The organism is Mycobacterium sp. NPDC050551, from assembly GCF_040674075.1.
Lineage (GTDB): Bacteria > Actinomycetota > Actinomycetes > Mycobacteriales > Mycobacteriaceae > Mycobacterium.
Map to the genome: position 1 here is coordinate 398,892 of NZ_JBFARC010000004.1, position 24,215 is coordinate 423,106.

Consider the following 24,215-nt stretch of genomic DNA (forward strand, 5'->3'; position numbering starts at 1 on the left):
GTGCTCACCGCCGACGAACCCGCCGTCGCCGTACCGGCGGCACCGTCCCGCCCCGCGGCGCGACGCCGGCCGTTGGCCGCGTGGGCGGTGCGGATCGCCTCGGTGGCCGCCGCCATCGCACTCTGGCAGCTTTTGACCGCCAACGACGTTCGGCTGTGGCTGCGCTTCGACACCCTGCCGACCGTCACCGAGGTGATCGCCGCGTTCGGCGCCCGCCTCGGCACGCCGGACTACTGGCTCGACCTGGGCCAGTCCCTGATCCGGATCCTCACCGGCTTCGCACTCGCAGCGGTCGCCGGCGTCGTCACCGGCATCATGCTCGGTCGTTCGCCGAGATTCGCCAACGTGTTCGGCCCGCTGACCGAACTCGCCCGGCCCATCCCCGCCATCGCGATCGTGCCCGTGGCGATCCTGCTGTTCCCCACCGACGAAGCCGGGATCGTGTTCATCACCTTCCTGGCCGCGTACTTCCCGATCATGGTCAGCACCCGGCATGCGGTGCGCGCGCTGCCCACGCTGTGGGAGGACTCGGTGCGCACCCTCGGTGGCAACCGCTGGGACGTCATCACCCGGGTCGTGCTGCCCGGCATCCTGCCCGGAGTGTTCGGTGGCCTTTCGGTCGGCATCGGCGTCGCCTGGATCTGCGTCATCTCCGCCGAGATGATCTCCGGCCGGCTCGGCGTGGGATACCGCACCTGGCAGGCGTACACCGTGCTGGCCTACCCCCAGGTGTTCGTCGGCATCATCACCATCGGTGTGCTCGGTTTCGCCACCTCGGCCGCCGTCGAACTGATCGGCCGCCGCGTCACCCGCTGGCTGCCCCGCGGCGAGGGGGGTGCCCGATGAGCGGAATGAACCTCACACTGCGGGATCTGGTGCTCAGCTACGGCGGCGCGCCGGTGATCGACGGCCTGTCCCTCGACGTGCGGCCGGGCGAGATCCTGGTGCTCACCGGCCCGTCGGGATGCGGGAAGTCGACGGTGCTGCGGGCGCTGGCCGGGCTGCTGACACCCGACTCCGGGGAGGTGCTCGCCGACGGTCGGCCCGTCACCACGACGTCGCGGGACCGGGCGATGGTGTTCCAGGACAACGCGCTGCTGCCGTGGCGCACCGTGCAGTCGAATGTCGAACTCGCGCTCAAGCTCGCCGGCCGCCCGAGGCAGGGCCGCCGCGAGGAGGCGCTGAAGTGGATCGCCGACGTCGGCCTCACCGGCTTCGAGCGCTACCTGCCCAAGAGTCTGTCCGGCGGGATGCGCCAGCGGGTGCAACTGGCCCGCGGTCTCGCCGGCGAACCCCGCGCGGTGATGATGGACGAACCGTTCGGCGCCCTGGACGCCCAGACCCGAACCACCATGCAGGAGTTGCTCATCGACACCTGGCGCGCGCATCCCACCACCGTGGTGTTCGTCACCCACGACGTCGACGAGGCCCTGCTGATCGGCGACCGCATTGCCGTGCTCGGACGGGCAGGGCAACCGCTGCGCGCGCTGTTCGACGTGCCCACCCCCCGTGACCACACCGTCGATCGCTCCGCGCTGCGCGCCGAGGCGATCTCGAACCTGGGCACCGCCCCCGACCAGTCGGAGCTCGTCAGTTGATGGACATCCCCACCCTCGCCCCCGAGCCCACCCGGCTGGACTGCGACGTGCTGGTCATCGGTGGCGGCACCGCGGGAACGATGGCCGCGCTGTCGGCCGCCGAACACGGCGCCCGGGTGCTGTTGCTGGAGAAGGCGCACGTCCGGCACTCCGGTGCGCTGGCCATGGGCATGGACGGCGTCAACAACGCCGTCATCCCCGGCAAGGCGACGCCGGAAGACTACGTCGCCGAGATCACCCGCGCCAACGACGGAATCGTCAACCAGCGCACCATCTACCAGACCGCGACCCGCGGCTTCGCCATGGTGCAGCGGCTGGAGCGCTACGGCGTGAAGTTCGAGAAGGACGAACACGGCGAGTACGCCGTGCGCCGCGTGCACCGGTCCGGCTCCTACGTGCTGCCGATGCCGGAGGGCAAGGACGTCAAGAAGGCGCTCTACCGGGTGCTGCGGCAACGGTCGATGCGCGAGAAGATCCAGATCGAGAACCGCCTGATGCCGGTGCGCGTGCTCACCGATGGTGGGCGGGCCGTCGGCGCGGCCGCGTTCAACACCCGCACCGGTGAGTTCGTCACGGTCGCGGCCAAGGCCGTGGTGCTCGCGACCGGGGCGTGCGGACGGCTGGGGCTGCCGGCGTCGGGATACCTCTACGGCACCTACGAGAACCCGACGAACGCAGGCGACGGCTACTCGATGGCCTTCCACGCCGGCGCCGAACTGTCCGGAATCGAGTGCTTCCAGGTCAACCCGCTGATCAAGGATTACAACGGCCCGGCGTGTGCCTATGTCGCGAATCCGTTCGGCGGCTACCAGGTGAACGCCCTCGGTGAACGCTTCGTCGACTCCGACTACTGGTCGGGGCAGATGATGGCGGAGGTCAAGGAGGAGATCGAGTCCGCCCGCGGACCGATCTATCTCAAGGTGTCGCACCTGCCGGACGAGACACTGTCGGCGCTGGAGAACATCCTGCACACCACGGAGCGGCCGACCCGGGGCACCTTCCACGCCAACCGCGGCCACGACTACCGCACCCACGACATCGAGATGCACATCTCCGAGATCGGGCTGTGCAGCGGCCATTCCGCGTCCGGCGTCTGGGTGGACGAGCATGCCCGCACGACGGTGCCCGGACTGTACGCGGCGGGCGACCTGGCGTGCGTGCCGCACAACTACATGATCGGCGCCTTTGTCTACGGCGATCTGGCCGGATCGCACGCCGCGGGCACGCTCGCGGATGTGCCGGTCCCGGCCGACCTTCCGCGCGACCAGTTGCAGGAGGCGCACGACCTGATCTACCGGCCGCTGCTGCATCCGGCCGGTCCGCCCCAGCCCCAGGTCGAATACAAGCTGCGCCGGTTCGTCAACGACTATGTGGCGCCGCCGAAATCGGCCACCAAACTGTCGATCGCCGTGCAGACCTTCGAGCGGATGCGCACCGAGATCGCCGGGATGGGCGCCACCACCCCGCACGAGTTGATGCGCGCGGTGGAGGTGTCGTTCATCCGCGACTGCGCGGAGATGGCCGCCAGGTCGTCGCTGACCCGCACCGAATCGCGCTGGGGGCTCTATCACGACCGCGCCGACCTGCCCGGCCGCGACGACGAGAACTGGCGCTACCACCTGAATCTGCGCAAGACCGCTGACGGGTCGATGGAGTTCCTGAAGCGACCCGTGGCAGCGTATTTCGTGCCGGTGCCGGGTCTGGATCATCTGCCGTCGGACGCCCCGGTGACCACGGTGGCGCAGCCGGAGCTGGTCGGGGGTCGCGCCCCGCTGGACGAGAAGATCCGGCCGCGCGCCGTTGCCGCCGAACCGCCGTCGCCGCGCATCGCCGCGGTGCTCGCGCTGGAGGAGCCCTCGGTGGCCGACCTCGCCGGGTATCTCGACGACCCCGATCCGGGAGTGCGGCGCACGGCGGTGGCCACGCTGGTCGAGGTACTGCCGGACGGCTACGCCGACGGGCTGTTCCGCGCACTGGGCGACGAGGCACCCGAGGTGCGTGCCGTCGCGGCCGAGAGCGTGCGCGAACTGGTCGAGGTGCTACCCAGCCCGGAAACGATTGCCGTACACCGGGTCTCACCGGACGCCGTGGTGCGCGCCGTCGCCCTCTATCTGCTCAGTTCGCGGCGGGTGGATGCGGCGGACGCCTACCGCGAGGCGCTGTCCGACGTCGACCACCGGGTGCGCATCGAGGCGGTGCGGGCGCTGGTGTCGGTCGACGACGTCGACGGGGTGGCGGCGGGCGCCAACGACGACAACCGCGAGGTCCGCATCGCCGTCGCCAACGGGCTGGGCACCCTCGGGGCGGGCGCCGACACCGTGCGAGCCCTGATCGACGACGCCGACCCGCTGGTGCGCGCCGCCGCGCTGGCCGCCATGGGGGCGATCGGGTGGGGCGCCGACGACGGACCGACCGTCGAGGGCGCACTCGCCGCCTCGGCCTGGCAGATCCGCCAGGGCGCGGCCAGGGCGCTGGCCGGGGCGCCGTCCCCGTCGACGGCCGTGCCGCCGCTGTCCCGGGCGTTGGCCGACCCGCACCTCGATGTCCGCAAGGCCGCGGTGCTCAGCCTCACCCGGTGGGCGTCGTCGGAGCAGGCCGCCCGGGATGCCCTCGGACTGGCGCTGGACGACGGGGACGCCGACGTCCGTGCCTACGCCCGCCGGGCGCTGGCCGGCTGAGGACTCACAGGCCGAGCGCCTGATACGTCCGCCGGACGAACTTCGGTTGCACGGATTGCAGGGTGAGCAGCGACGTGTTGCCTGCCACGGCGGCCGCGGCGTCGGCGCCGAAGTTGGGCAGGTTCTGGATCAGGTAGATCAGGATCATGTCGGCGGCGGGGTCTGCCTGCCACCATGTCCCGTAGGCGCCGGGCCAGCCGAAGGTGCCCGTCCCGCCGGGCCCGAACAGCTGCCGTGACTTGGCCGGGTCGGTGACCACCGACAGGTTCAGGCCGAAGCCGCGCCCGATCCAGAACGGCATGCCAAGGAACGGGTGACGCTTCTGCTCGGCGGTGAGCCGGTCGGTGCGCATCGACCGCACCGACTCCTCGGAGAGCACCCGGACCCCGTCGACCGTGCCGCCCTCCAGCAGCATGCGGGCGAAGCGCAGGTAGTCGTCGGCGGTGGAGAACAGATTCGCCCCGCCCATGCAGAACGGCGGCGGCGTGGTGGTCGGCGGCCCCATCGCGTCGTGGCTGAGCGTGTCGTCGTCGGTGAGCTTGTACATCGTCGCGACCCGGCCCCGGTTGCGCGGATCCACGAAGAACCCGGTGTCGACCATGCCGAGCGGCCCGAGGATCCGCTCGGTCAGCACGTCGTGCAGCGTCGCGCCCTCGATGCGTTCGAGCAGCACGCCGAGCACGTCGGTGGCGTTGCTGTAGGTCATCCGGTCGCCGGGCTGGTGCTGCAGCGGCAGGGCGGCGATCTCGGCGAGCCAGGCGTCCGGCGACTGCTTGGCCGAGATGCGGCCGTACGCGCGGGCCAGCGGCCCGGTGACCGAGAAGAAGTACGCGAGCCCGCTGCGATGGGTCATCAGGTCGTCGACCGTGATCGGCCGGCGGGCCGGGTGCGTGCGGTCCAGCGGCCCGCCCGGGGTGTCGAGCACCCGCAGGTCGGCCAGTTCGGGCAGCCACTTGGTCACCGGGTCGGTCAGGGCGAGCTTGCCCTCCTCGACGAGGGCCATGGCCGCCGCCACCGTCACCGGTTTGGTCATCGAGGCGATGCGGAACACCGTGTCGCGCCGCATCGGCAGACCGGCCTCGATGTCGCGGTGACCGATCTCGTTGACCTGTTCGATCCGTCCGCCGCGCCACACCAGGGTGACCGCGCCTGCCAGCACCCCGGCGTCGACCGCATCCCGGATGGAGGCCTGATTGCCACTGAGATTCACCTAGCCAGGCTAGCCAGCGCGGCCGGGGCGCTGCCGCGGTGGTAGGCTGCGCCGCAGTTTGACATCCTTTAACGATCCGTCCGGCGAGGCGGAGAAGGAGGTCTGGATCGCGCGTGGGCAGTCCTGACAACCCCGACCGGGAATTGATGACGGCGGCGGACGTGGGCCGCACCATTTCCCGTATCGCGCATCAGATCATCGAGAAGACCGCCCTCGACGGCGGCGCCGACGCGCCCCGCGTGGTGCTCCTCGGAATCCCCACCCGCGGCGTCACGCTCGCGACCCGGCTGGCAGCCAACATCAGCGAGTTCTCCGGCGTGGCCGTCGGGCACGGCGCGCTGGACATCACGCTGTACCGCGACGACCTGGCGGGCAAGCCGCCGCGCCCGCTCGAGGAGACCTCGATCCCCGCGGGCGGCATCGACGGTGCGCTGGTGATCGTGGTCGACGACGTCCTCTACACCGGGCGTTCGGTGCGCTCGGCGCTGGACGCGCTGCGTGACATCGGCCGGCCCCGGATCGTGCAACTCGCGGTGCTGGTGGACCGCGGGCACCGCGAACTGCCGCTGCGCGCCGACTACGTCGGCAAGAACGTGCCCACCTCGCGCAGCGAGAACGTCAAGGTGCGGTTGGTGGAGAACGACGGCGGACGCGACGGCGTGTCCATCGCACCCCAGGGAGGGCCGAAAAGATGAAGCATCTGCTCTCTGCCGCCGACCTGAGCCGGGACGAGGCCACGGCGATCCTCGACGACGCCGACCGGTTCAGCCAGGCGCTGCTCGGCCGTGAGGTCAAGAAGCTGCCGACGCTGCGGGGCCGCACGGTGATCACGATGTTCTACGAGAACTCGACCCGCACCCGGGTGTCGTTCGAGGTGGCGGGCAAGTGGATGAGCGCCGACGTGATCAACGTCAGCGCATCGGGGTCCTCTGTCGCCAAGGGAGAGTCGCTGCGCGACACCGCGCTGACACTGCGGGCCGCGGGCGCCGACGCGCTGATCATCCGTCATCCCGCATCCGGTGCAGCGCAACAGCTCTCGGAGTGGACGGCGGAGCCCAACGGCGGCCCGAGCGTGATCAACGCCGGTGACGGCACCCACGAGCACCCGACCCAGGCGCTGCTCGACGCGCTGACCATCCGGCAGCGGCTCGGCGGCATCGAGGGCAGGCGGGTGGTGATCGTCGGCGACGTCCTGCACAGCCGGGTCGCCCGCTCCAACGTGTCGCTGCTGCACACCCTCGGCGCCGAGGTGGTGCTGGTGGCGCCGCCCACGCTGCTGCCCGTCGGCGCGAGCGAGTGGCCGGTCACGGTGTCGCACCACCTCGACGCCGAACTGCCCGGCGCCGACGCGGTGCTGATGCTGCGGGTCCAGGCCGAACGGATGAACGGCGGCTTCTTCCCGTCCAGTCGGGAGTACTCGGTGCGCTACGGCCTGTCGCAGCAGCGTCAGGCGCTGCTGCCGGGCAACGCCGTCGTCCTGCATCCCGGTCCGATGCTGCGCGGGATGGAGATCGCCTCCTCGGTGGCCGACTCGTCGCAATCCGCCGTCCTGCAACAGGTCTCCAATGGTGTGCACGTCCGGATGGCTGTGCTGTTCCATCTGCTCGTCGGCGCCGAACAGGAGGCGATCAGCGCATGAGTGCCAGTGTCCTGATCCGGGGTGTGCGCCTGTACGGAGAGGGCGATCCAGTCGACGTGCTGGTCGACGACGGCCAGATCGGCGAGATCGGCGCCGGCCTCGCCGTTCCGGACGACGCCGACGTGATCGACGCCAACGGGCAGATCCTGCTGCCGGGATTCGTGGACCTGCACACCCATCTTCGCGAACCCGGCCGCGAGTACGCCGAGGACATCGAAACCGGTTCGGCCGCAGCGGCACTGGGTGGGTTCACCGCGGTCTTCGCGATGGCCAACACCGATCCCGTCGCCGACAGCGTGGTGGTCACCGACCACGTCTGGCACCGCGGGCAGCAGGTCGGGCTGGTCGACGTGCACCCGGTCGGCGCGGTCACCGTCGGCCTGGCCGGTACCCAGCTCACCGAGATGGGCATGATGGCGGCCGGGGCCGGGCAGGTCCGGATGTTCTCCGACGACGGCATCTGCGTGCACGACCCGTTGATGATGCGGCGTGCGCTGGAGTACGCCACCGGCCTTGGTGCGCTGATCGCCCAGCACGCCGAGGAGCCCCGGCTCACCGTCGGCGCCGTCGCGCACGAGGGTCCCACTGCCGCGCGGCTCGGACTCGCCGGCTGGCCGCGCGCCGCCGAGGAGTCGATCGTCGCGCGCGACGCGCTGCTGGCCCGCGACGCCGGCGCCCGCGTGCACATCTGTCATGCGTCGACCGCGGGCACCGTCGAACTGGTCCGGTGGGCCAAGGAGCAGGGCATCGCGATCACCGCCGAGGTGACCCCACACCACCTGCTGCTCGACGACAGCCGGCTGGCCGACTACGACGGACGCAACCGGGTGAACCCGCCGCTGCGGGAGGCCGGCGACGCCGAGGCGCTGCGGCAGGCCCTGGCGGACGGCGTCATCGACTGTGTCGCCACCGATCACGCCCCGCACGCCGAGCACGAGAAGATGTGCGAGTTCGCCCACGCCCGCCCGGGCATGCTGGGCCTGCAGACCGCGCTGTCGGTGGTGGTCGAGACGATGGTGCGGTCGGGCCTGCTGACGTGGCGCGACGTGGCCCGGGTGATGAGTGAGAATCCCGCGCGCATCGTCGGGCTGCCGGATCAGGGCCGCCCGCTGGAGGTCGGTGAGCCGGCCAACCTGACCGTGGTCGACCCCGACACCACCTGGACCGTGGCGGGCTCGGATCTCGCCAGCCGCTCGGACAACACGCCTTACGAGCAGATGACGCTGCCCGCGGTCGTCACGCTGACGATGCTGCGCGGCAAAGTCACGGCGCGGGACGGGAAGAGCCCTATCTCATGAACACCCCGACGCTGATCGCCTCGCTGATCATGGCGGCACTGCTGGTGCTGCTGATCGCGTTCTTCATCCGGCAGATGCTGCGCGGCTGGATGCATCGCGCGCAGCGGCAGGCCGAGTTGATCGGCAGACTGCCGGCACTGCCCGACACGGTGGGCTCCGCGACGATCACCGCCACCCCCGGCCTCTACGTCGGCACCACACTGGCGCCGAGCTGGCAGGACCGCGTCGCCGCCGCCGACCTCGGATTCCGGGCCAAGGCCGTGCTCACCCGCTACCCGGAGGGAATCATGGTGCAGCGCACCGGCGCCGGGCCGATCTGGATCCCCGAGGACACGATCGTGGCGGTCCGCACGGAGATGGGTATCGCCGGCAAGGTGATCCCACACCGCGGGGCGGACCGTGGTGACGGCGTGCTGGCGATCCGGTGGCGGCTGCCGTCCGGAGTAGAGATCGACACCGGCTTCCGGGCCGACGACCGGCGCCGCTACGCCGAATGGGTTCAGACGCCCCCGACCGACAGCGTCGGCGACAACGTGGAAGGCAAGACAGCGTGACATCTGTAGCTCTACTGGTGCTCGAGGACGGGCGGACGTTCACCGGGACGGAGTTCGGCGCCGTCGGCCAGACGCTGGGGGAAGCGGTGTTCTCCACCGGCATGTCGGGCTACCAGGAGACGCTCACCGACCCGAGCTACCACGGTCAGATCGTGGTGGCCACCGCGCCGCAGATCGGCAACACCGGCTGGAACCACGAGGACGCCGAGAGTCGCGGCGACAAGATCTGGGTGGCCGGCTACGCGGTGCGCGATCCGTCGCCGCGCCCGTCGAACTGGCGGGCCACCGGCACACTGGACGCAGAACTGGTGGCGCAGGGCATCGTCGGGATCGCCGGCATCGACACCAGGGCGCTGGTGCGGCATCTGCGCAGTCGCGGGTCGATGAAGGCGGGAATCTTCTCCGGTGACGCGCTGTCCGGCACCGACGAGCTGGTGGAACGGGTGCGCAACCAGCCTGCGATGCTCGGCGCCGATCTCGCCGGTCAGGTCAGCACCGATGCGACCTATGTGGTGGAGGCCGAGGGCGGCCACCGGCTCACCGTCGCCGCCATCGACCTGGGCATCAAGACCAACACGCCGCGCAACTTCGCCCGTCGCGGCATCCGCAGCCACGTGCTGCCGTCGGACGCCACGTTCGACCAGATCGCCGACCTGCGTCCGGACGGGGTGTTCCTGTCCAATGGTCCCGGCGACCCTGCCACCGCCGATCACATCGTCGGCGTCACCCGCGAGGTGCTCGGCGCCGGGATCCCGTTGTTCGGCATCTGCTTCGGCAACCAGATTCTCGGCCGCGCGCTGGGCCGGTCGACGTACAAGATGGTGTTCGGCCACCGCGGCATCAACGTGCCGGTGATCGACCACCAGACCGGCAGTGTCGCGATCACCGCGCAGAATCACGGTTTCGCGCTCGAAGGCGAGGCGGGGGAGGAGTTCGACACCCCGTTCGGCCGCGCCGTCGTCAGCCACACCTGCGCCAACGACGGCGTCGTCGAGGGTGTGAAACTCGTTGACGGCCGCGCGTTCTCGGTGCAGTACCACCCCGAGGCGGCGGCCGGTCCGCACGACGCCAACTACCTGTTCGACCAATTCGTCGACCTGATGGCGGAGGAGAAGTAGATGCCGCGCCGCGAGGACCTCAACCACATCCTGGTGATCGGCTCCGGGCCGATCCTGATCGGCCAGGCCGCGGAGTTCGACTACTCCGGCACCCAGGCCTGCCGTGTGCTGCGCGACGAAGGCCTGCAGGTCAGCCTGATCAACTCCAACCCGGCGACGATCATGACCGACCCCGAGTACGCCGACCACACCTACATCGAGCCGATCACACCGGCGTTCGTGGAACGGGTGATCGCCGCGCAGGCCGAGCGCGGCAACAAGATCGACGCGCTGCTGGCCACCCTCGGCGGGCAGACCGCGCTCAACACCGCGGTGTCGCTCTACGAGAACGGCGCACTCGAGCGCTACGGGATCGAGATGATCGGCGCCGACTTCGAGGCGATCCAGCGCGGTGAGGACCGGCAGAAGTTCAAGGACATCGTCGCCAAGGTGGGCGGCGAATCCGCGCGCAGCCGGGTGTGTTTCACCATGGACGAGGTCCGTGAGACCGTCGAGGACCTCGGGCTGCCGGTGGTCGTCCGCCCGTCGTTCACCATGGGTGGGCTGGGGTCGGGCATGGCGTACTCCGCCGAGGACGTGGAACGGATGGCGGGCCACGGCCTGGCCTCATCACCGTCGGCCAACGTGCTGATCGAGGAATCCATCTACGGGTGGAAGGAATACGAGCTCGAGCTGATGCGCGATCATCGCGACAACGTGGTGGTCGTCTGCTCGATCGAGAACTTCGACCCGATGGGCGTGCACACCGGCGATTCGGTCACCGTCGCGCCCGCCATGACGCTGACGGACCGCGAGTACCAGACCATGCGGGATCTGGGCATCGCGATCCTGCGTGAGGTCGGCGTCGACACCGGCGGCTGCAACATCCAGTTCGCCGTGAACCCCGCCGACGGCAGGCTGATCGTCATCGAGATGAACCCGCGGGTGTCGCGCTCGAGTGCGCTGGCGTCCAAGGCGACCGGGTTCCCGATCGCCAAGATCGCCGCGAAGCTGGCCATCGGTTACACCCTCGACGAGATCATCAACGACATCACCAAGGAGACGCCGGCCTGCTTCGAGCCGACGCTCGACTACGTGGTGGTCAAGGCGCCGCGGTTCGCGTTCGAGAAGTTCCCCGGCGCCGACGCCACCCTGACCACCACCATGAAGTCGGTCGGCGAGGCGATGTCGCTGGGCCGCAACTTCATCGAGGCGCTCGGCAAGGTGATGCGGTCGCTGGAGACCAAACGGGCCGGCTTCTGGACCACGCCGGACCCCGACCTGACGGTCGACGAGGTGCTCACCGGCCTGCGCACCCCTACTGATGGCCGGGTCTACGACATCGAGCTGGCGCTGCGCCTCGGCGCGTCGGTCGAACAGGTGGCGGAGGCCTCCGGTGTCGACCCGTGGTTCGTCGACCAGATCAATGGACTGGTGGCGCTGCGCGCGGAGATCCTCGAGGCGCCGGTGCTCGACGGGTCGCTGCTGCGCAGGGCCAAGCACAGCGGGCTGTCCGACGGCCAGATCGCGGCGCTGCGACCGGAACTGGCCGGCGAGATGGGCGTGCGCGCGCTGCGCCAGCGGCTCGGTATCCACCCCGTGTTCAAGACGGTCGACACCTGCGCGGCGGAGTTCGAGGCCAAGACGCCGTACCACTACAGCAGTTACGAACTCGATCCGTCGGCCGAGACCGAGGTCGCACCCCAGGCCGAGAAGCCCAAGGTGCTCATCCTCGGTTCCGGGCCCAACCGCATCGGTCAGGGCATCGAGTTCGACTACTCCTGCGTGCACGCCGCCACCACGCTGAGCGCCGCCGGGTTCGAGACCGTGATGGTCAACTGCAATCCCGAGACGGTGTCCACCGACTACGACACCGCCGACCGGCTCTACTTCGAGCCCCTCACCTTCGAGGACGTGCTCGAGGTCTACTACGCCGAATCGGCATCGGGGGCAGACGGTCCCGGGGTCACCGGGGTGATCGTCCAGCTCGGCGGCCAGACCCCGCTCGGGCTGGCCGAACGGCTGGAGAAGGCCGGGGTGCCGATCGTCGGCACCAGCCCCAAGGCCATCGACCTCGCCGAGGACCGCGGCGCCTTCGGCGAACTGCTGAACTCCGCGGGGCTGCCCGCGCCGCGGTTCGGCATGGCGACCAGCTTCGACCAGGCCCGCCGCATCGCCGCCGACATCGGCTACCCGGTGCTGGTGCGGCCGTCCTACGTGCTCGGCGGGCGCGGCATGGAGATCGTCTACGACGACGAGACCCTGCACGGCTACATCACCCGGGCCACCGAACTCTCACCCGAACACCCGGTGCTGGTGGACCGGTTCCTCGAGGACGCCATCGAGATCGACGTCGACGCGCTCTGCGACGGCACCGAGGTGTACCTCGGCGGGATCATGGAGCACATCGAGGAGGCCGGCATCCACTCCGGTGACTCGGCGTGCGCGCTGCCGCCGGTGACGCTGGGCCGCAGTGACATCGAGGCGGTGCGCCGCGCCACCGAGGCGATCGCGCACGGCATCGGCGTGGTCGGGCTGCTCAACGTGCAGTACGCGCTCAAGGACGACGTGCTCTACGTGCTCGAGGCCAACCCGCGCGCCAGCCGCACCGTGCCGTTCGTGTCCAAGGCGACCTCCGTGCCGCTGGCCAAGGCCTGCGCGCGGATCATGCTCGGCGCCAGCATCGCCCAGCTGCGTGAGGAGGGGCTGCTGGCCGCGACCGGCGACGGCGCGACCACTCCGCGCAATGCCCCGGTGGCCGTCAAGGAGGCGGTGCTGCCCTTCCACCGGTTCCGTCGCGCCGACGGCGCACAGGTGGATTCGCTGCTGGGCCCGGAGATGAAGTCGACCGGCGAGGTGATGGGGATCGACCACGACTTCGGCAGCGCCTTCGCCAAGAGCCAGACCGCGGCGTACGGGTCGCTGCCCAAGGAGGGCACCATCTTCGTCTCGGTGGCCAACCGCGACAAGCGCTCGCTGGTGTTCCCGGTCAAGCGGCTCGCCGACCTCGGTTTTCGGGTGCTGGCCACCGAGGGGACCGCGGAGATGCTGCGCCGCAACGGTATTCCGTGTGACGAGGTGCGCAAGCACTACGAGAGTCCCAGTGGAGCCGACGACAAGCGGCTGTCGGCGGTGGACGCCATCCGCGCCGGCGAGGTGGACATGGTGATCAACACCCCGTACGGCAATTCCGGGCCGCGCATCGACGGATACGAGATCCGCTCGGCCGCGGTGTCCATGAACATCCCGTGCGTGACGACGGTGCAGGGTGCCTCGGCGGCGGTGCAGGGCATCGAGGCCGGCATCCGCGGCGACATCGGGGTGATGAGTCTGCAGGAACTGCACAGCGAGCTGGAATCGGGCTGACCGTGCCGGGATTCGGTCGTCGGCTCGCCGAGGCGGTGGCGCGCAGCGGGCCGCTGTGCCCGGGCATCGATCCGCATCCCGCGCTGCTGCGGGACTGGGGGCTGCCCGCGGGGGTGGACGGGCTGCGGGCGTTCTGCCAGACGTGTGTGGCGGCGTTCGGCGACTTCGCGATCGTCAAGCCGCAGGTGGCGTTCTTCGAGGCGTACGGCGCCGCGGGCTTCGCGGTGCTCGAGGAGACCATCGGCGAGCTGCGGGCGGCCGGCGTGCTGGTGCTCGCCGACGCCAAACGGGGCGACATCGGCTCCACCATGGCGGCGTATGCCGAGGCGTGGGCCGGTGACTCGCCGCTGGCCGCGGACGCCGTCACCGCGTCGCCGTACCTCGGTTTCGGCGCGCTGCAACCGCTGCTGGACACCGCCGCCGCCCACGGCAGGGGAGTCTTCGTGCTGGCCGCGACGTCGAACCCGGAAGGTGCGTCGGTGCAACGTGCACTGGTCGACGGGCGCACGGTCGCGCAGTCCGTCGTCGACGCCGCCGCGGCCGTCAACCGGGCCACCGAGCCAGGATCGGTCGGCGTCGTGGTCGGCGCCACGCTGGCAGAACCGCCGGACGTGAGCGCCCTCGCGGGCCCCGTGCTGGTGCCGGGTGTCGGCGCGCAGGGCGGGCGGCCCGAGGCGCTCGGTGGCCTCGGGGGTGCACTGCCGGGCCAACTGCTTCCCGCGGTGTCGCGGGAGGTGCTGCGCGCCGGGCCCGACGTGGGGGCGCTGCGGGCGGCCGCCGAACGGATGCGCGACGCGGTGGCGTACCTGGCATGACGCCGCGACGCGCGGTGACGGCGGGCTTCGCCGCCGCCACCGCGTTCGCAATGAGCGCCTGACCGCTGCCGCTACAGCGGGATCCAGGTGCCGAGGAACCAGAAGCCCCACCCGTGACCGTTGCCCGCGGGCATCGGGGTGACCTGCTGGCCACGCCAGTTGAACGGGCGGTGGTCGTTGCGTGCCTGGTCGACTCCGCGTCCCTGCCAATCGTTCGCGGCGGGCGCGGGTGCACGGTTGTCGCGCTGCTGACCGGGACCGCACGCCTGTCCGTGCTGCGCGCCGCACGGCTGCGGCGGCTGGGCGGACGCCGTACCGACGCCGACACCGAACGCGCCGGCGAGTCCGACTCCGGCGGCCAGGGTCGACGCGTAAAGGGCTCGCTTGAAGGTCATCTCTGCCTCTCCACTTCTGCTCGGTGCGGCGCTGGTTCGCCGCACGGGGCGACGCTACGAACCGCGCATGGGTGCGCCCTGTGTCCGGTCGAGGCGTGCGCTGTGCGTCTGATCACGAGATGAATACGCTTGCGCCGCAGACGTCGTCGCCTCACAGCGGGATCCACAGTCCGAAGAACCAGAAGCCCCAGTTGCGGTATTCGGGGTTGAAGATCGGCGTCACCCAGCTCCCGCGGTAGTTGAACGGCTGATGGTCGTAACGCCCCTGGTCGATGCCGCGCCAGGCCTGATCGCGCGGCGGTGGCGGGGGAGCGTCCCATCTCGGCCCACCGGGGCCGTCGGGTCGGCCAGGGCCACCGGGCCCACCCGGTCCGCCGGGTCGTCCCTGCTCGCCGTGTCCGTTCTGCGGAGCACCGCCCGGGCCGCGGCACTCCCCGGAACGGCAGGGCTGCCCGGGCTGCGCGACGGCCACCGCCGGGGTGCCGGCCAGCGCCGCGGCGCCGATGGCCACGGCTGTGGCGGTCGCACAGGTCAGACGTCTGATGTCCATGTGAGCTTCTCTCCGAGGTGAACGCCACCTCTGATGTGGGACCCCGACCAGGCCAAGCTAGTTAGCGAAGCTAGGTGTCGGCTGTCCTGACCGTGGGAGCGAGCTGGGCGCACCTGACCGGGCGGAAACTGACGTGCCCGTCAGTGCAGCAACACGCCCGACACGCCACGACCTGGGAAAATTTCCCCAAACTGCGAGGTGACGGGTCGGCGGTCGAGTGCCTGCAAACATCCCGACCACCGGATCGGCCGGGCAGCGGCGGCAAAAAGGCCACTTGTCCAGGCAAAACAGGGTGGCCGCGGGTGCGGGGGCTTCGGTGGGACGCGGTCCTCGCGCATGTGGCCACGCTCCGGCGGGCGTACTACAACCTGCGGTTTTGACGCGACAACGCGGGGGTGGGGTTAGCGTTCGTCAGACTGCGTGGGTACGGTCGTCGACGCTGGCTGGTTTGACCAGCCGAGACAAGTAAATGATGGCCCCAAGTAATTGCCAGAGACGGAGGAACACCCGTGGCCCTTCCCCAGTTGACCGACGAACAGCGCGCGGCAGCGTTGGAGAAGGCTGCTGCCGCTCGTCGAGCGCGTGCCGAGCTCAAAGACCGGCTCAAGCGTGGCGGCACCAACCTCAAGCAGGTGCTCAAGGATGCCGAGACCGACGAGGTCTTGGGCAAGATGAAGGTTTCCGCGCTGCTGGAAGCACTGCCGAAGGTCGGCAAGGTGAAGGCGCAGGAGATCATGACCGAACTCGAGATCGCCCCGACCCGCCGCCTGCGCGGACTCGGCGATCGTCAGCGCAAGGCCCTGCTCGAAAAGTTCGACCAGAACTAGGCGCCTCGGTGAGTCCCGGCCGAGGGGCCGGACGCGTGATCGTGCTGTCCGGCCCCTCAGCCGTCGGGAAATCCACCGTGGTCCGCTGTCTGCGTGAACGGATCCCCGATCTGCATTTCAGCGTCTCGGTGACCACCAGGGCCCCGCGTCCGGGTGAGGTCGACGGCGTCGACTACACCTTCGTGACGGCGGAGCGGTTCCAGCAGCTCATCGATACCGGTGCGCTGCTCGAATGGGCCGAGATCCATGGTGGCCTGCACCGCTCCGGCACGCCGAGGCAACCCGTTGTCGATGCGACCGCGGCCGGTCACCCGGTGCTGATCGAGGTGGATCTCGCCGGCGCGCGCGCCGTCAAAGCCGCGATGCCCGAGGCGGTCAGCGTGTTCCTCGCCCCGCCCAGCTGGGAGGCGCTCGAGCAGCGACTCGTCGGGCGCGGCACCGAAACCGCCGAGGTGATGGCCCGCCGGCTGGCCACCGCGCGCACCGAACTGGCCGCTCAGCATGACTTCGACGAGGTCGTCGTCAACAGCCGATTGGAGTCGGCCTGCTCGGAATTGGTATCCTTGCTGGTGGGCACCGATTGACACCACGCGCCGACCGGTCCTGCTGGGCCGGTGCGAGCCGCCCCCAGGTCGCCGAACAGCCATCGAACTTGATGCACACCGCCAGGAGAATTCTTTGAGCACCCCCCACGCCGACGCGCAGCTGACCGCTGTGGACGACCGGTCCGTCGATTCGATCGCCGCCGGCTCCTACGACACGCCGTTGGGCATCACCAATCCGCCCATCGACGAGCTGCTGAGTCGCGCGTCCAGCAAGTACGCCCTGGTGATCTACGCAGCCAAGCGCGCTCGCCAGATCAACGACTACTACAACCAGCTCGGCGACGGCATCCTCGAGTACGTCGGCCCGCTCGTCGAGCCGGGTCTGCAGGAGAAGCCGCTCTCGATCGCGATGCGCGAGATCCACGAAGACCTGCTCGAGCACACCGAGGGCGAGTAAGCGCCGGGTAGGCCCGTGATGAGCCTGGTGGGCGAGAAGACGACGTGACGACAGACCGCAAGCGGATCATCGTCGGCGTCGCCGGAGGCATCGCCGCCTACAAGGCGTGCACCCTGATCCGCCAGCTCACCGAGGCCGGGCACTCCGTGCGCGTGGTGCCCACCGAGTCCGCGCTGCGATTCGTCGGTGCCGCGACGTTCGAGGCGCTGTCGGGCAATCCCGTGCACACCGGGGTCTGGGACGACGTCCACGAGGTCCCGCACGTGCGTTTCGGTCAGGAGGCCGACCTGGTGGTCGTCGCTCCGGCGACCGCCGACCTGCTGGCCAGGGCCGTCGCGGGCCGCGCCGACGATCTGCTCACCGCCACGCTGCTGACCGCCCGATGTCCGGTGCTGTTCGCGCCGGCCATGCACACCGAGATGTGGTTGCACCCGGCCACCGTGGACAACGTCGCCACGCTGCGCCGCCGCGGGGCCGTCGTCCTCGAGCCCGCGTCGGGGCGGCTCACGGGCGCCGACAGCGGTGCCGGACGGCTGCCGGAGGCCGAGGAGATCGCCACCCTGGCCCAGTTGCTGCTGGCCCGCGGCGACGCGCTGCCCTACGACCTGGCCGGCGTGAAGGTCTTGGTGACCGCCGGTGGGACCCGCGAACCCATCGACCCGGTGCGCTTCATCGGCAACCGCAGCTCGGGCAAGCAGGGCTATGCGATGGCCCGCGTACTGGCCCAGCGCGGGGCGGACGTGACCCTGATCGCCGGCAACACCGCAGGCCTCGTCGATCCCGCGGGCGTCGACGTGGAGCGCATCGGCTCGGCGGCACAACTCAAGGACGCCGTGTCCAAGCACGTGCCCGACGCGCATGTGCTGGTGATGGCGGCCGCCGTCGCCGACTTCCGGCCGACGCAGGTGCAGACCAGCAAGATCAAGAAGTCAGGCGACCCCGACGCCGCGGCGCCGGGGATCGAGCTCACCCGCACCGACGACGTGCTGGCAGGCGCCGTGCGCGGACGTGCCGACGGTCAGTTGCCCAACATGCGGGCGATCGTGGGATTCGCCGCCGAGACCGGCGATGCCAACGGCGACGTCCTGTTCCACGCCAGAGCCAAGCTCGCGCGCAAGGGCTGCGACCTGCTGGTGGTGAACGCCGTCGGTGACAACCGGGCGTTCGAGGTGGAGGACAACGCCGGCTGGCTGCTGGCGTCCGACGGCACCGAGTCCGCCCTGGAGCACGGTTCGAAGACGTTGATGGCCAGTCGTATCGTGGACGCGATCGTGGGGTTCCTGCACAGCAACGACGAGTGATCTTCAGCGCACGCACCACATTGCGCCAAAGGGTTGCGCACGGGCGAGGGACACGCTTGGGTGCAACAGGACACGAACATAATTTGATTGACTAACTATCTCGAGAGAGCTCGAACGGAAGGATGCACCACCGTGAGCAAAGGTCGGCTGTTCACCAGTGAGTCGGTGACCGAGGGCCACCCCGACAAGATCTGCGACGCGATCAGCGACTCGGTGCTCGATGCACTGCTCGCCGCCGATCCGCGTTCGCGCGTCGCGGTGGAGACACTCGTGACCACGGGTCAGGTGCACGTCGTCGGTGAGGTGACCACGACGGCAAAGGAAGCGTTCGCCGACATCACCAACACCGTGCGGGCCCGCATCCTCGACATCGGCTACGACTCGTCGGACAAGGGCTTCGACGGCGAGACCTGCGGCGTCAACATCGGCATCGGCGCACAGTCGCCCGACATCGCCCAGGGCGTGGACACCGCCCACGAGACACGCGTCGAAGGCGCGGGCGATCCGCTGGACCTGCAGGGCGCCGGTGACCAGGGCCTGATGTTCGGATATGCCATCAAGGACACCCCCGAGCTGATGCCGCTGCCTATCGCGCTGGCCCACCGGCTGGCCCGGCGGCTGACCGAGGTCCGCAAGAGCGGCGTGCTGGACTACCTGCGGCCCGACGGCAAGACCCAGGTGACCGTGCAGTACGACGGCACCACGCCGGTCCGGCTGGACACGGTGGTGCTGTCCACGCAGCACGCGGCGGGCATCGACCTCGACGGCACCTTGACCCCGGACATCCGCGAGAAGGTGGTCAACACCGTGCTGGCCGACCTCGGCCACGACACCATGGACACCTCCGACTTCCGGCTGCTGGTCAACCCGACCGGCAAGTTCGTGCTCGGCGGCCCGATGGGCGACGCCGGTCTGACCGGCCGCAAGATCATCGTCGACACCTACGGCGGCTGGGCCCGCCACGGTGGCGGCGCCTTCTCGGGCAAGGATCCGTCCAAGGTCGACCGTTCGGCGGCCTACGCGATGCGCTGGGTGGCCAAGAACGTCGTCGCCGCCGGTCTGGCGGAGCGGGTCGAGGTGCAGGTGGCGTACGCGATCGGCAAGGCCGCCCCGGTCGGGCTGTTCGTCGAGACCTTCGGCACCGCGACCGTCGATCCGGACATCATCGAGAAGGCGATCACCGAGGTGTTCGACCTGCGTCCTGGCGCGATCGTGCGCGACCTGAACCTGCTGCGCCCGATCTATGCGAACACCGCCGCGTACGGTCACTTCGGCCGCACCGACATCGATCTGCCGTGGGAGCGGCTCGACAAGGTCGACGCCCTGAAGAACGCCGTCTAGGTCGCGCTACCCGCTGAACGCGTAGTCGTCCAGCGGGAACCTGCGGCTACGCCAGGACGCCTCGAGCGTGGTCGCCGGCCGCAGCGGCACGTCGCCGTTCTTGTCGAAGTAGTAGCTGTTGGCCTTCTGGCAGCTGTCCTGCCAGAAGATCTGGCGGTGCCGCTTGCGCATCATCTCCGCGAAGTAGCGGTCGTTGGCCTCCTGCGTCACCTCGACGCGGCTGGCCTGCTCGTCGCGGGCCCGCCGCAGGCACCGCACGATGTGGCGGGTCTGCGTCTCGATCAGCGCGAAGAACGACGAGCCGACGTAGCCGTAGGGCCCGCAGATGTTGAAGAGGTTGGGGAATCCGGGGACGCTGACGCCCTCGTAGGCCTGCATCCGGTGCTCGTTCCAGAAGTCGGCGAGCGAGCGGCCACCGATCCCGGTGACGGCGAACGTGCCCGAGTCCACGTCCATCACCCGGAATCCGGTGGCGAGGATCAGCACGTCGGCGTCGTGGTGCTCGCCGTCGGCGGTGTCCACGCCGGAGGGCGTCACCTTCGCGATCGGATCCGTCACCAGCCGCACGTTGTCCCGGTTGTAGGTGGACAGGTAGCTGTTGTGGAAACCGGGCCGCTTGCACCCGACGGCGTACTGCGGCGTCAGCTTCTCCCGCAGCACGGGATCCTTGACCTCTTTGCGCAGGTACGCCCGGCCGACCTTCTCCGCCCGGCCCGCGAGCGGGACGACGCCGTGGTACTGCGCCGAGATCGGGAACGTCACCTCGACGAAGGCCTGACTGAGCAGCCGCTGCACCGCACTGCCGCCGGGCAGCCGCATCAGTCCGCGCACCGGCGACGGCAGCGGCACGTCGAACTTCGGGAAACACCAGATCGGCGTGCGCTGAAAGACGGTGAGCTGCTCGACGATCGGGGCGATCTCGGGGATCACCTGCACCGCCGAGGCGCCGGTGCCGATGATCGCCACCCGCTTGCCGGTGAGGTCCTGACCGTGGTCCCACCGCGCGGTGTGCAGCGTGACACCGGCGAAGCTGCCCACTCCGGCGATGTCGGGCGGCTTCGGGACGTTCAGCACGCCGGCCGCATTGATCAGGAACCGGGCGGTGACGGTGTCGCCCGCGTCGGTGGACAGCCGCCACACGTTGTCCTGCTCGTCGAAAGCGGCGCCGGTGACCTCGGTGTCGAACCGGATCTTGTCGCGGATGCCGTATTTCTCGACGCAGTGCTCGGCGTAGGCCTTCAATTCGTGGCCCGGGGCGTAGGTGCGCGACCAGCGCGGGCTCTGCTCGAACGAGAACTGGTAGGAGAACGACGGGATGTCGACGCCGATGCCGGGGTAGGTGTTCCAGTACCAAGTGCCACCGGCCTCGGACCCGGCTTCGACGATCAGGTAGTCACCCAACCCGGCGCGGTCGAGTTCGATCGCCGTGCCGATGCCGGAGAAGCCGGCGCCGACAATCACGGTCCGGTAGTCGGGTGCGGTCATGGCCCTCCTGTCGTCACCGTCGACGCGCATGCGCCCACGCTACCCGTGGCCCGTCGGCCACCGCCCGTCCGCTTTCGCCGCCTGCACCTGGCGCAGCCCGGCCTCGCGCATCCTGCCGGAGTCGATGAGGCGTTGAACTCGTTGCACATTCGACGCCGACCACGGGCTGCGCGGCTTGCGCGGACTGAACCGCTGGACGCGCGACACGTCGTCGTACCTGCGGGCGAGGCTGTCGATCCAGCCGAAGCACAGCGCCGCCTCCACCGCCTCGCCGTAACTCATCCCGGGTTCCGGGGCGTTCTTGTTGTAGAGCCGCAGCCAGATCTCGGTCGCCGAATCATGGTGGCGGGTCAGCCAGTCCTCCCATTCGCCGGTGGTGCGGGCGTCGAGGATCTCGGGGTCGCTCACCGGCCGTGCAGGGCGGCGCGCAGCGCCGACAGTCCGCGGTCGGTGGCCTCTGCGGCCGCGGGCACCACGGCGGCGAAACTCACGTACCCGTGCACCAGCGCAGGCTCGTTGCGCAATTCCACCGCCACCCCCGCTGTGCGCAGATGGTCGGCGTAACGGGCGCCGTCGTCGCGCAGCGGGTCGTGTTCGGCGGTGCCGATGAATGCAGGCGGCAGGTCGGTCAGGTCGCCGAAGTTGGCCGGCGCCAAGGTCGGCGGCAGCCCGGCCGGCTCGCTCATCACGGTCTCGGGCAGATACCACCGCAGGAACGCCTCGGCCATGTCGCGGTCGAGGACCGGCGCGTCGGCGTTCTGCACGAACGACGGCAGCGTCATGTCCCCGGTGGTGGGCGGGTACCACAGCAGCTGGAACACCAGCGGCGGCCCGCCCTGGTCGCGGGCCAGCTGCGCCACCACGGCGGAGATGTTGGCACCCGCCGAATCGCCGGCGACCGCGATCCGCGCCGGATCGCCGCCGAGCTCGGCGGCGTGGCGGCCGACCCAGCGCAGCGCCGCCCAGGAGTCGTCGATGCCTGCCGGCCACGGATGTTCCGGCGCAAGCCGGTAGTCGACCGACACCACGATCGCCGTCGCGCCGAGGGCATGGGCGCGGGCCACCCCGTCGTGGGTGTCCAGGTCGCCGAGGCACCAGCCGCCGCCGTGGAAGTACACCACCACCGGCAGCGGGCCGGAGTCCTCGACGGGTGGCCAGTAGATCCGTACCGGGACGTCGGTGACGTCGCCGTACCCGACGGTGCGTTCCTCGATCCGCATGGGCGGCAACGTATCCGGCGGCGGCCTCACCTGACGCATCTTCTCCCGGGCGATTTCGACGCCCTCCGCGGCGTCGAACTTCAACGGCACCAGATCGAGCAGCGCGCGCATCGTCGGGTCGATGCCCGTGCGGTCGGTCATGGCCGCACGGCGGCGAAGGCCGCACGCAGCGCCGCCAGTCCCCGGTCCATCGCCTCCGTCGCCGCGGGCACTATGCCGGCATAGCCGAGATAGCCGTGTACCAGGGTCTCGGCGTTGTCCAACTCGACCGGTACCCCTGCGGCGGAGAGCAATTCGCTGTAGCGGATGCCGTCGTCGCGCAGCGGGTCGTGGCCCGCGACGGCGATGTAGGCCGGCGGCAGCCCACTCAGATCGGCCGCCCGAGCGGGCACCAGCGTGGCAGGCGGGTCCGTCAGATCCACGTCTCCGGCGTACCAGCGCGAGAATGCCTTCGTCGCCGTGGTGTTCAGGATGGGGGCGTCGGCGTTCTCACGGAACGACGGCAACGACGTGTCCCATGTGGTGGCCGGATACCACAGCAGCTGATGGCACAGCGCCGGTCCGCCCGCGTCGCGGGCCAGCTGTGCGACCACCGCGGCGAGATTGCCGCCCGCCGAGTCGCCGGCGACGGCCAGCCGGTCACCGTCGGCGCCGAGCTCGCCGGCGTGTTCGGCCGCCCATTGCGTTGCGGCCCAGACATCGTCGACGGCGGCGGGGTAGGGGTGCTCCGGAGCCAGCCGGTAATCCACCGACACCACCACGGCGCCCGCACCCGCGGCGTGCTGCCGGGCGGTGTTGTCGTAGGTGTCGAGGTCGCCGACCACCCAGCCGCCGCCGTGCAGCCAGACCAGCACCGGTGGCCGTGCCGAACTCACTTCGGGCGGCCAGTACACCCGGACCGGGATCGGCCCGGCCGGCCCGTCGACCGTGCGGTCCTCGACACGCAGCTCCGGCAGCACGGGCGTGCGGGGCAGGTCGCGGAACCGGCGGCGGGCGTCCTCCGGTCCGCCGTCGGTTGTCAACTGGAACGGCACCGCCTCCAGTACCTTCATCAGAATGGCGTCGACGGCCGGCTTCTCTGGCTCTTCACTACCCATGGACACGACGACACCGTACGCCCGCCGGATCAGGACACTGTGGCTGGCCGCGGCCCTCATCGGTGCCCTGTACGGGGTGTTCCTCCTCGTCACCGCGCTGCGGTTGCCCGCCGGGTCGGAGCTGACCGGACAGTTCGCGCTGCAACCGGCGCTCAAGGCGCTGCCGGCGGTCCTGCTCGCGGTGGCCGCCGCGAGCCACCGCATCGGCCGGGAGCGGCGGTGGCTGGTGCCTGCGCTGGTGTTCTCCGCGGCCGGTGACCTCCTGCTCGCCATGCCGTGGTGGGAGCCGTCCTTCGTGCTCGGCCTCGCGGCGTTCCTCGTGGCGCATCTGTGCTTCCTGCTTGCGCTGGTGCCGCTCGTCTCCCCGTCGACGCCGAGGCTGGTGGCCGCTGCGGTCACCGTCGTGGCGTGCGCGGCGCTGCTGGTCTGGTTCTGGCCGTCGCTGACCGCGGACGGGATGGCGCTGCCGGTGACGCTCTACATCTCGGTGCTCGGCGCGATGATGTGCGCGGCGCTGCTCGCCCGGCTGCCGACACCGTGGACCGCGGTGGGCGCAGTGTGCTTCGCGGTGTCCGACGCCATGATCGGCATCGGCCGGTTCGTGCTGCGCTCCGAGGCGCTCGCCGTGCCGATCTGGTGGGCGTATGCGGCGTCGCTGCTGTTGATCACCGCCGGGTTCTTCTTCGGCCGGACGTCGGCGCCGTCTGCTACACCGGCTTAAGTGACCGATCTGAGGCAGCCC

Annotated in this window: 23 protein-coding genes; 16 read left to right on the forward strand and 7 right to left on the reverse strand. The window is 70.2% G+C overall.

Annotated elements, in window-relative coordinates; all coding sequences use genetic code 11:
- Positions 1 to 72 precede the first annotated feature (72 nt).
- The 3 genes from AB0K11_RS18435 to AB0K11_RS18445 are packed head-to-tail and all read left to right on the forward strand — an operon-like array spanning position 73 to position 4,276.
- Entirely contained in the window at positions 73 to 846 is a 774-nt protein-coding gene (locus tag AB0K11_RS18435; RefSeq protein ID WP_364980468.1) for an ABC transporter permease, read from the forward strand.
- Positions 843 to 1,598: an ABC transporter ATP-binding protein gene (locus AB0K11_RS18440; protein WP_364979654.1), complete on the forward strand. Its 756-nt coding sequence runs from the start codon at positions 843 to 845 to the stop codon at positions 1,596 to 1,598. Before AB0K11_RS18435 ends, AB0K11_RS18440 begins: the two co-directional genes overlap by 4 nt.
- Positions 1,598 to 4,276, forward strand: a complete 2,679-nt coding sequence (locus tag AB0K11_RS18445; RefSeq protein ID WP_364979657.1) for a fumarate reductase/succinate dehydrogenase flavoprotein subunit — start codon at positions 1,598 to 1,600, stop codon at positions 4,274 to 4,276. The genes AB0K11_RS18440 and AB0K11_RS18445 overlap by 1 nt, the downstream gene beginning before the upstream one ends.
- A gap of 4 nt (positions 4,277 to 4,280) precedes the next feature.
- On the opposite strand, the gene AB0K11_RS18450 is transcribed toward AB0K11_RS18445, so the two are convergent.
- On the reverse strand, positions 4,281 to 5,486 hold the full coding sequence (locus tag AB0K11_RS18450) for a serine hydrolase domain-containing protein (protein ID WP_364979660.1): 1,206 nt from the start codon (positions 5,484 to 5,486) through the stop codon (positions 4,281 to 4,283).
- A gap of 113 nt (positions 5,487 to 5,599) precedes the next feature.
- Between AB0K11_RS18450 and pyrR the strand changes: the two genes are divergently transcribed.
- The 7 genes from pyrR to pyrF are packed head-to-tail and all read left to right on the forward strand — an operon-like array spanning position 5,600 to position 14,255.
- Positions 5,600 to 6,181: a bifunctional pyr operon transcriptional regulator/uracil phosphoribosyltransferase PyrR gene (gene pyrR / locus AB0K11_RS18455; protein WP_364979663.1), complete on the forward strand. Its 582-nt coding sequence runs from the start codon at positions 5,600 to 5,602 to the stop codon at positions 6,179 to 6,181.
- Positions 6,178 to 7,125, forward strand: a complete 948-nt coding sequence (locus AB0K11_RS18460; RefSeq protein WP_364979666.1) for an aspartate carbamoyltransferase catalytic subunit — start codon at positions 6,178 to 6,180, stop codon at positions 7,123 to 7,125. The genes pyrR and AB0K11_RS18460 overlap by 4 nt, the downstream gene beginning before the upstream one ends.
- Positions 7,122 to 8,423: a dihydroorotase gene (locus AB0K11_RS18465; protein ID WP_364979669.1), complete on the forward strand. Its 1,302-nt coding sequence runs from the start codon at positions 7,122 to 7,124 to the stop codon at positions 8,421 to 8,423. Before AB0K11_RS18460 ends, AB0K11_RS18465 begins: the two co-directional genes overlap by 4 nt.
- Positions 8,420 to 8,977 carry a transporter gene (locus AB0K11_RS18470; RefSeq protein WP_364979672.1) on the forward strand — a complete coding sequence of 186 codons (558 nt, stop codon included), beginning with the start codon at positions 8,420 to 8,422 and terminating at the stop codon, positions 8,975 to 8,977. Before AB0K11_RS18465 ends, AB0K11_RS18470 begins: the two co-directional genes overlap by 4 nt.
- The gene (gene carA, locus AB0K11_RS18475) at positions 8,974 to 10,095 is read left to right on the forward strand and encodes a glutamine-hydrolyzing carbamoyl-phosphate synthase small subunit (protein WP_364979675.1); all 1,122 of its coding nucleotides are present in this window, start codon (positions 8,974 to 8,976) and stop codon (positions 10,093 to 10,095) included. The genes AB0K11_RS18470 and carA overlap by 4 nt, the downstream gene beginning before the upstream one ends.
- The gene (gene carB, locus AB0K11_RS18480; RefSeq protein WP_364979678.1) at positions 10,096 to 13,440 is read left to right on the forward strand and encodes a carbamoyl-phosphate synthase large subunit; all 3,345 of its coding nucleotides are present in this window, start codon (positions 10,096 to 10,098) and stop codon (positions 13,438 to 13,440) included.
- 2 nt (positions 13,441 to 13,442) lie between these two features.
- Complete coding sequence (gene pyrF / locus AB0K11_RS18485) at positions 13,443 to 14,255, forward strand: orotidine-5'-phosphate decarboxylase (RefSeq protein WP_364979681.1); 813 nt, start codon at positions 13,443 to 13,445, stop codon at positions 14,253 to 14,255.
- A gap of 71 nt (positions 14,256 to 14,326) precedes the next feature.
- Here the strand turns inward: pyrF and AB0K11_RS18490 are convergent, their stop codons facing one another.
- Both AB0K11_RS18490 and AB0K11_RS18495 read right to left on the reverse strand, forming a co-directional pair.
- Entirely contained in the window at positions 14,327 to 14,650 is a 324-nt protein-coding gene (locus AB0K11_RS18490) for a hypothetical protein (RefSeq protein ID WP_364979684.1), read from the reverse strand.
- A gap of 151 nt (positions 14,651 to 14,801) precedes the next feature.
- Positions 14,802 to 15,200: a hypothetical protein gene (locus AB0K11_RS18495; protein WP_364979687.1), complete on the reverse strand. Its 399-nt coding sequence runs from the start codon at positions 15,198 to 15,200 to the stop codon at positions 14,802 to 14,804.
- Between the two features lie 509 nt (positions 15,201 to 15,709).
- Between AB0K11_RS18495 and mihF the strand changes: the two genes are divergently transcribed.
- From mihF to metK, 5 genes are all read left to right on the forward strand, one after another.
- Positions 15,710 to 16,027, forward strand: a complete 318-nt coding sequence (mihF, locus tag AB0K11_RS18500; RefSeq protein WP_264016205.1) for an integration host factor, actinobacterial type — start codon at positions 15,710 to 15,712, stop codon at positions 16,025 to 16,027.
- 8 nt (positions 16,028 to 16,035) lie between these two features.
- A complete protein-coding gene (gene gmk / locus AB0K11_RS18505; RefSeq protein WP_364979691.1) occupies positions 16,036 to 16,611 on the forward strand; it encodes a guanylate kinase in 576 nt (191 codons plus the stop codon).
- Between the two features lie 121 nt (positions 16,612 to 16,732).
- On the forward strand, positions 16,733 to 17,029 hold the full coding sequence (rpoZ, locus tag AB0K11_RS18510) for a DNA-directed RNA polymerase subunit omega (protein WP_264016214.1): 297 nt from the start codon (positions 16,733 to 16,735) through the stop codon (positions 17,027 to 17,029).
- 44 nt (positions 17,030 to 17,073) lie between these two features.
- Positions 17,074 to 18,330 (forward strand): bifunctional phosphopantothenoylcysteine decarboxylase/phosphopantothenate--cysteine ligase CoaBC, encoded by a 1,257-nt coding sequence (gene coaBC / locus AB0K11_RS18515; RefSeq protein WP_364979694.1) that lies wholly within the window; start codon positions 17,074 to 17,076, stop codon positions 18,328 to 18,330.
- Positions 18,331 to 18,462: 132 nt separating this feature from the next.
- Positions 18,463 to 19,671 (forward strand): methionine adenosyltransferase, encoded by a 1,209-nt coding sequence (gene metK / locus AB0K11_RS18520; RefSeq protein WP_364979697.1) that lies wholly within the window; start codon positions 18,463 to 18,465, stop codon positions 19,669 to 19,671.
- Positions 19,672 to 19,677: 6 nt separating this feature from the next.
- On the opposite strand, the gene AB0K11_RS18525 is transcribed toward metK, so the two are convergent.
- The 4 genes from AB0K11_RS18525 to AB0K11_RS18540 are packed head-to-tail and all read right to left on the reverse strand — an operon-like array spanning position 19,678 to position 23,473.
- Positions 19,678 to 21,156: an NAD(P)/FAD-dependent oxidoreductase gene (locus AB0K11_RS18525; protein WP_364980472.1), complete on the reverse strand. Its 1,479-nt coding sequence runs from the start codon at positions 21,154 to 21,156 to the stop codon at positions 19,678 to 19,680.
- 39 nt (positions 21,157 to 21,195) lie between these two features.
- Entirely contained in the window at positions 21,196 to 21,564 is a 369-nt protein-coding gene (locus AB0K11_RS18530; RefSeq protein ID WP_364979700.1) for a hypothetical protein, read from the reverse strand.
- Entirely contained in the window at positions 21,561 to 22,517 is a 957-nt protein-coding gene (locus AB0K11_RS18535; RefSeq protein ID WP_364979703.1) for an alpha/beta hydrolase, read from the reverse strand. Before AB0K11_RS18535 ends, AB0K11_RS18530 begins: the two co-directional genes overlap by 4 nt.
- A complete protein-coding gene (locus AB0K11_RS18540) occupies positions 22,514 to 23,473 on the reverse strand; it encodes an alpha/beta hydrolase (RefSeq protein WP_364980475.1) in 960 nt (319 codons plus the stop codon). The genes AB0K11_RS18535 and AB0K11_RS18540 overlap by 4 nt, the downstream gene beginning before the upstream one ends.
- Between AB0K11_RS18540 and AB0K11_RS18545 the strand changes: the two genes are divergently transcribed.
- A complete protein-coding gene (locus AB0K11_RS18545; RefSeq protein WP_364979706.1) occupies positions 23,472 to 24,194 on the forward strand; it encodes a lysoplasmalogenase in 723 nt (240 codons plus the stop codon). The genes AB0K11_RS18540 and AB0K11_RS18545 overlap by 2 nt on opposite strands.
- Positions 24,195 to 24,215: the final 21 nt, after the last annotated feature.

What these genes read in the sequence shown, in the direction of transcription:
- AB0K11_RS18440 (WP_364979654.1), top strand. Translation starts at nt 843, where the DNA reads ATGAGCGGAATGAACCTCACACTGCGGGATCTGGTGCTCAGCTACGGC.
- AB0K11_RS18445 (WP_364979657.1), top strand. Translation starts at nt 1,598, where the DNA reads ATGGACATCCCCACCCTCGCCCCCGAGCCCACCCGGCTGGACTGCGAC.
- AB0K11_RS18460 (WP_364979666.1), top strand. Translation starts at nt 6,178, where the DNA reads ATGAAGCATCTGCTCTCTGCCGCCGACCTGAGCCGGGACGAGGCCACG.
- AB0K11_RS18465 (WP_364979669.1), top strand. Translation starts at nt 7,122, where the DNA reads ATGAGTGCCAGTGTCCTGATCCGGGGTGTGCGCCTGTACGGAGAGGGC.
- AB0K11_RS18470 (WP_364979672.1), top strand. Translation starts at nt 8,420, where the DNA reads ATGAACACCCCGACGCTGATCGCCTCGCTGATCATGGCGGCACTGCTG.
- carB (WP_364979678.1), top strand. Translation starts at nt 10,096, where the DNA reads ATGCCGCGCCGCGAGGACCTCAACCACATCCTGGTGATCGGCTCCGGG.
- AB0K11_RS18490 (WP_364979684.1), bottom strand. Translation starts at nt 14,650, where the DNA reads ATGACCTTCAAGCGAGCCCTTTACGCGTCGACCCTGGCCGCCGGAGTC.
- AB0K11_RS18495 (WP_364979687.1), bottom strand. Translation starts at nt 15,200, where the DNA reads ATGGACATCAGACGTCTGACCTGTGCGACCGCCACAGCCGTGGCCATC.
- AB0K11_RS18525 (WP_364980472.1), bottom strand. Translation starts at nt 21,156, where the DNA reads ATGACCGCACCCGACTACCGGACCGTGATTGTCGGCGCCGGCTTCTCC.
- AB0K11_RS18535 (WP_364979703.1), bottom strand. Translation starts at nt 22,517, where the DNA reads ATGACCGACCGCACGGGCATCGACCCGACGATGCGCGCGCTGCTCGAT.
- AB0K11_RS18545 (WP_364979706.1), top strand. Translation starts at nt 23,472, where the DNA reads ATGGACACGACGACACCGTACGCCCGCCGGATCAGGACACTGTGGCTG.
- AB0K11_RS18540 (WP_364980475.1), bottom strand. Translation starts at nt 23,473, where the DNA reads ATGGGTAGTGAAGAGCCAGAGAAGCCGGCCGTCGACGCCATTCTGATG.